This is a genomic window from Pseudomonas sp. Irchel 3E13, assembly GCF_900187455.1.
Lineage (GTDB): Bacteria > Pseudomonadota > Gammaproteobacteria > Pseudomonadales > Pseudomonadaceae > Aquipseudomonas.
Window position 1 is genome coordinate 369760 of sequence record NZ_FYDX01000008.1, and the last position, 9943, is coordinate 379702.

Consider the following 9943-nt stretch of genomic DNA (forward strand, 5'->3'; position numbering starts at 1 on the left):
AAATCTTCCTTGATCAGATAACCGGCGGCGTACGCCGCCCCGAGCGGGCCAGGCGTTTAGCGTCCGGCGTGCGCCGTTGCACCTGGCGCGGCGCGGGGCCGGCCAGCAGGGTCTGGGTTTTCTTGTCGTCGTCCTTGGCATAGGCGGCGTACCAGCCCAGCGACGATTTCGGGCTGCCGGGGGCGCCGAACAGCAGCAGGTCGGCGTTGCCCGGCGGGAAACTCCAGGCCAGCACCGACACGGCGAAGCGGCGCATGCGCAGCAGGTAATTCAGGCGGTCATCGCTGTCGCGCCAGGTCTCGAAGAGAAAATTGCGAAAGCCGAGCTTGAGCACGCCTTGCAGCGGCAGGCTGCCGCTGATGGCGTTGGACATGCCGAGCTTGATCCCGAGGTACACCGGCGGGTCACCGGCCACCGGCTCCGGGCCCCAGGCCGCGAGCAGGGTGATCTTCAGGCCGATGGCGCCGCTCAGGGCGCCGAGGGTGCCCATGTCCAGCGCCAGGCTCAGGCCGAACCACGGCGCGGTCAGCGGCACTTGGTCCAGCGGCGCGCCGATGGAGGTGAACCCGAGGCTTTCCGGAGTCGCGCCCTGCGGCGGCTCGCCGGCGTTCGCCAGGTCGGGCGCGGCCACCAGGCCGTCGAGGCGCAGCGGGAAATTTTCCACCAGCGACGCCGGGCGGGCGAGGGACGCGCCGGGGCCGGTGTCGAAGCTGACCCCGGCTTCGCCCGAGGTGAAGTGCTGCTGTTCCGGCGTCTGCATGGGGAACGACATGCTCACCGCCAGCCCCTGGAAGCTCAGGTAGCCGTTCACTGCGGTGCCGGGCCCGTAGCTGAACAGGTCGAACTCCGGCAGTTCGACGAAGGCCAGCCGCCCGGACAACACGAAGTTGGCGGTCAACAGGCCGTCCACCGGTGCTGCGGCGGTCTCCATGCGGCAATCGCGGATATCGATGGAAGCCAGCGCCGCGCCGTTGCTCTGGTAGACGTTGTCGCCCAGCAGGCTGAAGGAATAGCTCGGCTGGCCGCCGATACGCTGGTAGCTGCCGGACAGGATCAGGTTGTTGCCCCGCGCCCGGTCGACCTTGGCCAGCCAGGAGCCGAACAGGCGGTTGACCATCAGTTCGGCCTCGGCGGAAAAATCCACCACCCGCGCGTTCTCGAAGCGCACGCGCATGGACAGGGTCTTGTAGCCGAAGGGGATGGTGGTGGACGCCACCAGGTCGTCCGGGTCGTTGTAGTCGATCAGGCCGAAGGCGGCGGTCTGGCCCAGGTCGATGATGCCGTCGTGGGGCGTGTACGGCGTGACCGAAAAGCCGACGTGATGGGCGTAGAACCGTGAGCGATCGACGCCGGCGGCCATGAAGCGCAGGGCCGAGGGCATGTCCTGGAAGTCGATGGGCGCATTGAGGAACAGCACGCCGTTCCACAGCGGGTTGTCCAGCACCTCGTGGTAGAACAGCACCAGCGGATCATCGACGGCGACCGCCGGGTCCAGCGCCGCCAGCCGGGCCTTGGCGATGACCGCATCGAGGGCCGTGCGGGCCGGCTGCAACGAACCATCGGCGTTCATCGCGACCTGCGGCCAGGACCAGGCACTGGTGTTGGCCGCCAGTTCGGTGATCGAGCGGCCACAGAACTTGAACAGCATCAGGGTCGGTGTCAGTGCATCGGTGCGCCATGCCCGTGGTGACAACTGGAAGTTCCAGCCTTCGATATCGGCGCGCAGCAGGCCTGCTGCGGCCTGGGCCTGGGTCAGGTAATCGCCGGCGCTGCTGGCGACCACCGCATCGAAGGCCGCCTCGTTGGCGAACTCCGGGTAAGGCGGGTTCTGCCCGGCCAGGGCCTGGTTGATGGCCTGGGCCTGTGTTGGCGGCACACCGGCGGCGAGCAGGCGCGAGACGGCGTTGGCGGCGGTGAGCTGGTAGGCCACCGAGGTGCCCTGGTCCATGAAGGTGTCGACATTGGCCACCACCATGAACAGTTGGTTCGACTGCAACGCCGCCTGGAACGGCGGCTTGACCTCGGTGAGGATCAGTTGGCCGGTGTCCGACTGCGGCATGTTGGCGAACAGCACCCCGGCCCAGGCGGTCTGCGCCTGATTGAGCACGGCGATCAGGCCGGTGGGGGTGACGCCCAGCGGCGGAGTGTCGCCGGCCAGCGCTTCGCTGCCCAGGCGCAGGCGGCCGGTGGGCGCGCTGCGCTGCATTTCCAGCGGCGGCAGGCCGATCAGTTGCCGGCGCAGGGGCGCCAGCGCCGCGTCTTCGATGTGCGCGGCCATGTCGATGGCCGCCGGCGGAATGCGCCCGTACACGCCCATGGGCCAGACCGTGGGCGCGGTCTGCCCGCTGGCTTGCAGGGTCGGCAGGCTGGCGGCGGTCATGTTCAGGTAGGCGAGGAAACCCGGCACCGGCACCGACGCGGCATTGAACAGCGGCGAGCGCGGTGGCTGGGCTTCATAGTCGCGGCCGGTGCCGCCATCGGACAGCACGGTGACCCAGGCGGTGGTGCCGAGGTCGGTCATCGCCGTTGCGGCATCGCCTTCCACCGTGGGCGGCAGGTAGGCCGGGCCGTTGGCCTGGAACAGCAGCAGTGAGCCGCCGGCGTTGGGCAGCACCACGTTCTCGGTACCGGAGACGCCGAGAATCAACCGGGTGTTGCTGCCGTCTCCTTGTGCTTGCTGCGGCGTGTCGAGGTCGAACAGGCCATCCGGGGCGAGGTGCCAGACCAGGCTGGCGCTGTGCGGATCTTCGGCGTCGAACAGGGGGGTGCGGCCGAAACTCAGGCGCCCGCCCGGCAGGTTGCCGCTGGCGGCGCGCGGCGTTGCACGGCTGGTGTGGCCGGTGTTGGTGCGCTGGGCGAATTCCAGGGTCGGTACGCCGGCGACGGGGTCGAAGCTCAGCGCGGTGCGGGCCGGCAGCGCCGGGTTCAGCGGGTCGAAGCTCAGCAACAGGCTGAAGGGTGTGGTGTCCAGTTGCTTGAACAGCGGCATGTCGATGATGTCCACCGCGCCCACCGGGCTGTCCGCATCCGCTTCGCTGTAACGCAACATCACTCCGAGGCGTTCCAGGTCGTCGCCGTTCGGGTCGTTGCCTTTGTCGGCGTCGAGGCTGAAGGTCAGGCAGCCCAGTTGCGCGCCGGACAGCGGCAGCGGACAACTGGCCTGGCTGGACGGGTAGACGCCGCCCGGTGCGGAAAAGGCTAGGCGGCTGCCAGCGAACAGAATGCTGTTGTCGCCGAGGCTCAACGTCGTGGCGCCACCCACTGCGACTGCGTACTGGCCAAGGGCGAAGCGCGCGTCGCGCACCACCCGCCAGTCGCCACCCGGCTTGTCAGCCTGCAGTGGCAGGGCGTCGATGCCCTGGGTCTGCCATTGGCTGGCCGGCGCTTCGGGGTTGGCGATCCACAGAAAGCGCAGCCAGCCTTTGGGAGACAAGCCCGACCAGAGCGCGCGCAAGCCGTCGAGAAACGCCTGCGGGTCAGCCGGCGCGCTGGCCAGGAACAGGTAGGCGCCGCCCAGGTCGGCCCAGGTTTCGGGCAGGTTGGCGCTGCTGCCCAGGGCGCTGCCGGGGCTGGCGAGGTAGCCCGCCCAATAGTCCGGCAGGCCGCTCTCGGCGGTGGTGGACAAACGGTACAACCCCGTAACGACTTGCTCGAATATCGGTGCGCTCATGGCGGCCTCCTGCGGCGAGACGTGGACGGATCACTGCGGACCGGTGGTTACCCGGTCTCCCGGCAGCAGCGGCAGCGACAGCGGCGTCCAGCCCGGCCCGTAGCTGCCCAGCCCGGTCCAGTCCAGGCGCAGCGGCCAAGCTGCCGAGCCCGCCGTGGCGTTCGGGTCGAGCACCGCCGCGCCGAGGCCGCGCAACACGCGCACGCCCTGGGTCGGCAGCGGCGCCGCGATCGGCAGGCGTCCGGCCTGGGCCAGCAGGTTGGCGATCGTAGTGCCCACCGGCACCACCAGCGGCGTGCCGTCGAGGGTCACCCGCAGGCAGGCGCGCGGCACCGCGCGGCCACGGAAATAGGCGACCGGCACCGTCCCGCCCGGGACATTGCTGGCGCTGGAGAGCGCGGTAAAACTCTCGGCTGCGGCGAGGGTGAAGTTGCTCGGGGTGTCGGTGGGCGCGGGGTCGCTGGCGCCGTCCAGGGCCGTCGGCGAGAACAGGCGGTAGAAGGGCCTGATAAAGGCCGGGAAATACAGGTCCGCCGCATCGGCCACGCCACCCATCTGCTGGGTGGTGTCATGGGACGGCGGCGGCGACACCGACAGCGCGCCGCCGCCCACCAGTTGGCCGATGAACGAGTCCCAGCCGGTGGTGATGTTGCCCGAGCTGTCGATGAACTGATTGACCTCGTAATCCACCACGGGGCCCGCGACATAGCCGTTGCTCCAGCGCAGCGCCGACGACGATTGCGAGATGGCTTGGTACGGGCTGGCGGCGACCCGCAGGATCATGCCCGGGCGCAGGTCCACCGAGCCGAGGGTGGCGGCGGTATCGGCTGAGGGGAACGACAGGCCAAAGCCGTAATACAGGGATTCCTCGAAGGTCTGCGGCATCACCCGCGCCAGCGCATCCTGCAAGGCGAGGATGCCCCACGGCGCGGCGCCGGCGCTTTCCAGTGCTTTCAGGAAGGCGACGTAGGCCAGCAGCAGCGGCGCGCGAATCGGCTCAGTGCCGAAGGTCCACGGTGAGTCGGTACCGCTGGAGGCAATCGCCAGGCTGTAGGGGTAGGTGGTGCCGCTGGCCGCCGCCAGGGTGAACGGCCCCTGGCTGATCGGCAGGCCGCTGAGGCTGCCGGTCTTGGCGATCTGCGGCAGGTACAGGGTCAGCGGCGCAGTGGGCGCGGTGCCGGCGAGGGCGGTGGCCAGCGCCTGGGCCGGGATCAGGTAAGGGAAGGCGGTGGAGGCACTTTGTGCCGAGGGAATGAACGCGCTGCTGTAAAGCGCCGTGGCCTGGCCGGCTGGGCCGATATTGTCGATGCCGGCGACCGGCTGGTTGGCCTGCGCGACCACGCTCAGCGTTGCCGCGCTGTTGCTCGGGACATAGGCCCAGCGTTGTTCGAGCACGCCCGCCGTCGAGGTGAACGCCTGGTCGACCGAGGTGCTGCCGGCGACGGTCTTGAGCACCGAGACCTTGTAGGTCTGGCCATCCGGCACGGCATTCCAGCGCGCGCTCAGGGTGGCGCCGTCGTAGCTTACGGCGAGGCCGCTCACCGGCGTGTTGGCCAGGGCGAAGGGCGCGCTGGCCGGGCCGAGCAGGGTGACGCCGTTGACCACGCACGCGGTACGCACCGTCACCCATGACGGTGTGCCGGCGCTGGCCAACTGGCTGGCGCTCAAGACGGTGCTGGTGCTGCTGACATCCAGTGACTGGCCGTTGGGCAGGCGCAGGCGGTAGCCGGTGATGCCACTCAGCGCGGCCCAGCTCAAAGTGCCGCTGCCGCTGACGGCGTCGACCAGCCAGCCGCCGATTGCCGGCACCGCCAGCGGGGCCGCCGTCGCGGGAGTCGAGGTGTTGCGTGCCGGACCTCTGGCCGGGGTCAACCCGACACTGACCACCGCAGGTGTGCCGCTGGTGACCTGCACCGGTATGGCCACGCGGGCGGTGTTGCCGTTGACACTGACGCTGCTGGCAGCCACGCCGTCGAGCAGCAGGGTGACGGCGGTGCTGTCCGGTGCGACCACCGAGACCGGCGCCTGCCAGGTGACATCCAGGCTGGCGCCGTCGGCGGACACCGCCAGCGAGGTGAGGGCGGCCGTGCCGGTGACCAGCGGCAGCCATTCGCCTTCGGCACCGATACCGCCATTGTTGTTAGCGATGATCTGCGCGACCCAGTTCTGCGTGCCGTCCAGCGGCGTAGCAAGGGTGATGCTGGCCGAGCTGGCGCCGGGATTGTTGACCGTGTTGGAAAAACTCTGGCCGCTGGCCAGGGACAGGGCCTGCACGGTGAAGCCGGTGACCGCCGGGTTGCTGGTCATCGACCAGTTCAGGTTCAGCGCGCTACCGCTGTAGTTGGCGGCGGTGATCAGCGGCCGGGTCGAGACGATCGGCACCAGCGGGCTGACCAGGCCGGCGCCGCTGGCGGTCAGCGCGGTGACCGTGAGCTGGAAGGTTTCGCTCTCGGGCAGGGCGGCGGGCAGCGCCAGGATGCCGTTGCTGACCGTGGCGCCGGGGATGTCGACGCTGTAGCTGACGCCGCTGGCGAACCCGGTCGCGGCCAGGCGGTAGCCGCTGATGCCGCTGGCGGCCAGGCCTTCCCAATTGGCGACGATATGGTTGCCGTTGCGGTACAGGCTGGTTTTCTTCAGGACCGGCCGGATCATCGAGGTCGGCGGGAACTGCGCCTGGTTGGAGCGCGCCGAGGCACTGCTTTCGCCCACGGCGGCGACGCACACCACCCATTGCGAGCCGTCGCCCAGGCCACCGCCGAGTTGCGCGTTGTCGATTACCGCCGAGGTGCTCTGCGTACCGGCGACGTTGGCCGTGTAGGTGGTGCCGATGTTGTTGGAAAACACCACGACCTGATAACCGGCGCCCGCCTGTGGCGAGGGTTCCCAGCTCAGCCGCAGGGCATGGCCGTCATACAGCGCCGACAGCAGGGTCGGGCGGGCGGTAGGCAGGATCAGCGGGGCGCTGTTTTGCCCCGGCGTGTCATCCCACTGCGCCTGGACCACCACCTGGTAGCTGACGTCAGTGTTCAGCGGCTCGGTCAATGTCAGGCTGCCGAGGTTGCTGGTGCGGCCCGCGATGACCGCGCTTTGGTGCGTCAACACCGCTTCGCCGGCCCCGAGGTAGGCCAGCTGGATCACGTAGCCGGTTACCCCGGTGTCCGCCGAGGGTTGCCAGATGACCCGCACGCTGTTGCCGTCATAGACGGCGGAAACGATGCTCGGGTCGTTGGCGTTGTTCAACGCATTTTCGTGGACGGCCATGGGCGCCTCCGGAAAAAGGGCAGGGAAATGAGTGCGAAAGGACGGGTGACCGCGGGCAGCGCGAGGGCGCTGCCCGCAGTGCCTTACTGGTCGTTATCGAAGTCCTGCAGCCATTCCTTGGGCAGGCTGGCGCGGATTTCGGCGGGGCTGCGCATCGGCACGCGGGACTGCACGGAGGCCAGCGATTGCTGCATGTTGGCGTCGCCGGTGAGCAGGCCGCCGGCGTAGTAGGTGCCGGGGTTGGGGTAACGCTGGGTCAGCAGGTTATGCACCTTGCCGGTGTAGTTTTCCTGGGTCAGGGAGGTCACCGCGGCGCTGCCGTCGACGGTCAGCAGTACATCGCCAACCCGCAGGGAACGGGCCTGCACCGGCATGCCGTTGGCGAGGATCATCGGGTGAGTGCGTGTTACAAGGACGTTCTGCCCGCCGTTGGTCTTGACCCGGATCATCGGGTGGATTTCGCCGCCCTTGGTGGTGCCGAAGACCTGGCTGGTCTTGCCGTCGGCGCTCTTGACCGTTTCGTCGCCCTTGCCGGTGAAGGCTTCCACCGCGCGCTGGCTGCCGTCGGCGAGGGTGATGGGCGTTCCTTCGGCCAGGCAGCCCTGCATGATGTACAGCGGCGGGATGATGTTGACGCCGGGCTGGCCGATGTTGGCGCGGTCACTGTTGAAGTTCAGGGTGCCGAACGGTGGTTGCTGGCCAGGGGCACCGTTTAGTGCCACGTAGCCGGTGACCCACAGATAAGCGGCGGTGCCGTCGTAGTAGTTGATGCAGTTGCCGGTGTTGGGGAAGGCCGTCGCCGGATAGTTCCAGGTAACGGTCTGGGCACTGGTGCTCCAGTATTGCGACTCAAGCACGCTGCCTTGCTGGTAGTAGACCTGGCAGCCACCGCCCGTGGGGTTCTGGATGGAGATGGTGATCACCCCGGTCGCCGGGTTCAGCGGGGTATTGGCGAAGGTCGCCGAACCCGACAACGGGAAGACGAAGTCGGTCGGGTGCGCGGTGGAGTTCCAGTAATCGCATTCCTGCTGGCTGCCGCGTGCCCAGCACAGCTTGATCTGCTGGGTGTTGTCCTTGGTGTTGGTGCACGTGGTCTGGTAGCTGCCGGTGCAGTTGCCGTTGTTGTCGCGCACGCAGTAGTTGGGCTGGTTCATGCAGGCGGCGGTGGGGTTGACGGTGTCCTGGTAGGACTGGATGAGCATCACCGGTGGGTCATTGGGTGCGGCATTTTTCGGGAAGTAATAGAACATCGCCTGGGCTTTGGTGGTCGGGTTGCCGTCGGCGCTGGGGACCTGGCCCTGGACGTCCAGGCGAAAGTCCGTGCCTTCGCCATACTGGGATTTCGAGACGTTGGCGTAGACGTTGCCGGTTTCGACTTCGAACAGCTCCATGATGATCGTGGTGCTGACCGTGCCGTCGACCACCGACGAGATACCGGTGGCCTGATAGCCCGGCTGGCTGTCGGTCAGCGCCTTGCTCTGTGGCGCGGTGTTGTCCTGGGAGAAGGTGGCGATGAAGTTGAGGTTTTCCGGGCCTTCGCTGACTTCGTCGCTCAAGGCCACGGCCTTGGCGGGCTGGCCACCGGATTTCTTCAGCGCCGCGACACCGGCTTCGTGGCCGGCGGCGAGGGTCTTGAACAGGTGCGGCGAGCGTTCCGGGGTTTTGCCGGCGCGCTTGAGGGTTTCGAGGGCCACGCGATAGTGCAGCGGGTTGGCCAGATTGAGGCGGTGAGGGATGCCTGGCTTGAGTTCGGCGTCGAGGGCTTTGAGGTCGGCTTTCACCTCACTGGACAACGGCGGCGGTGCCTTGTCGGTATAAGCCTGCGCTGACGCGAGCCCGATCGGGGCAAGTACGGCAGCAAGGGTGAAAAGGGCGTGACGCACAGCCCGGACTACATCGCGAGTCGCCATGGTGGGTTCTTCCCTGAGGTGAATTCAGGCGGCTCACTGGGTCCTTGTGAGCGCCAAGGTGTCAGAAACATAGTTGGGGGATGGTGAATCTGCAAATGAATGTTTCAGCGCTTTCCAGCGTGGATCAATACTTTGTCCACGCAGGAAAAGCCCCGGAGGCACGGGGCGAAACAGCGTTTTGTGACTGATTGGTCAGGCTGGGTCCGGCTATTTTCGTGGGCTGCGGGGCATTGTTGAGGAGGTTGGGGGAGGCGTTTTGATATCGCTTTTCGCGGGAGGCGGTGGTGGCTTCGGGGGGCGCAATTATTTTGGTTTTTTTGTGGGGTTCCGGGGCGCGTCTTCGAAATTAAGGTGGGTGTCGCACTATTGGGCCCTTCGCGAGCAAGCTCGCTCCTACCGGATCGGCACCGCTTTCTTTTGTGTAGGAGCGAGCTTGCCCGCGATGGGCGGGCGCTGGCGCAGCTATGCCAATTCGCTGGCAAGCCAGCGCTCGTCGCACCTTGTCCAGCAACTCGCCGATCTGGAACGGTTTGAACAGCATGTCCATGCCCGGCGCAATTATTTTGGTTTTTTGTGGGGTTCCGGGGCGCGTCTTCGAAATTAAGGTGGTCGTCGCACTATTGGGCCCTTCGCGAGCAAGCTCGCTCCTACCGGATCGGCATCGCTTTCTTTTGTGTAGGAGCGAGCTTGCTCGCCGCACCTTGTCCAGCAACTCGCCGATCTGGAACGGTTTGAACAGCATGTCCATGCCCGGCGCAATTATTTTGGTTTTTTGTGGGGTTCCGGGGCGCATCTTCGAAATTAAGGCGGGTGTAGCACTATTGGGCCCTTCGCGAGCAAGCTCGCTCCTACCGGATCGGCACCGCTTTCTTTGAACTGCGCCCCGGAAGTTGGACACCCATCCAACACCGGGGTGTTTGCATGACCACGTATTCCAAGCAGTTCAAGCTGTCCGCCATCCAGGCCTTCATCAATCGAGGCCGTGGCTTTCGCCATGTGGCGAACCAGTTCCAGATAGATCCTACCCTTCTCCGGCGCTGGGTCGTGGCTTACCAGCACCACGGCGAGGCCAGTTTCAAGCGTTCCCGTCGGCACCACAGCG

5 protein-coding genes are annotated in these 9943 nt (G+C 67.1%); 2 read left to right on the top strand and 3 right to left on the bottom strand.

The window, feature by feature from the left end; genetic code table 11:
• Window positions 1-13 precede the first annotated feature (13 nt).
• From CKW37_RS16525 to CKW37_RS16535, 3 genes are all read right to left on the bottom strand, one after another.
• Window positions 14-3670, bottom strand: a complete 3657-nt coding sequence (locus CKW37_RS16525; RefSeq protein ID WP_095156771.1) for a hemagglutinin protein — start codon at window positions 3668-3670, stop codon at window positions 14-16.
• A gap of 30 nt (window positions 3671-3700) precedes the next feature.
• Window positions 3701-6931 (bottom strand): hypothetical protein, encoded by a 3231-nt coding sequence (locus CKW37_RS16530; protein ID WP_095156772.1) that lies wholly within the window; start codon window positions 6929-6931, stop codon window positions 3701-3703.
• A gap of 83 nt (window positions 6932-7014) precedes the next feature.
• Window positions 7015-8841, bottom strand: coding sequence for a Hint domain-containing protein (locus CKW37_RS16535; protein WP_095156773.1), 1827 nt, complete (start codon window positions 8839-8841; stop codon window positions 7015-7017).
• A gap of 433 nt (window positions 8842-9274) precedes the next feature.
• Here CKW37_RS16535 and CKW37_RS32795 point away from each other — a divergent pair, with 433 nt between their 5' ends.
• Together CKW37_RS32795 and CKW37_RS16540 are read left to right on the top strand one after the other, a co-directional pair.
• Window positions 9275-9445 (top strand): hypothetical protein, encoded by a 171-nt coding sequence (locus CKW37_RS32795; RefSeq protein ID WP_159985266.1) that lies wholly within the window; start codon window positions 9275-9277, stop codon window positions 9443-9445.
• A gap of 317 nt (window positions 9446-9762) precedes the next feature.
• Window positions 9763-9943, top strand: a 181-nt coding sequence (locus CKW37_RS16540) for a helix-turn-helix domain-containing protein (protein ID WP_143502012.1), incomplete at its 3' end; no start/stop codon positions are given.

What these genes read in the sequence shown, in the direction of transcription:
- CKW37_RS16525 (WP_095156771.1), bottom strand. Translation starts at nt 3,670, where the DNA reads ATGAGCGCACCGATATTCGAGCAAGTCGTTACGGGGTTGTACCGTTTG.
- CKW37_RS16530 (WP_095156772.1), bottom strand. Translation starts at nt 6,931, where the DNA reads ATGGCCGTCCACGAAAATGCGTTGAACAACGCCAACGACCCGAGCATC.
- CKW37_RS16535 (WP_095156773.1), bottom strand. Translation starts at nt 8,841, where the DNA reads ATGGCGACTCGCGATGTAGTCCGGGCTGTGCGTCACGCCCTTTTCACC.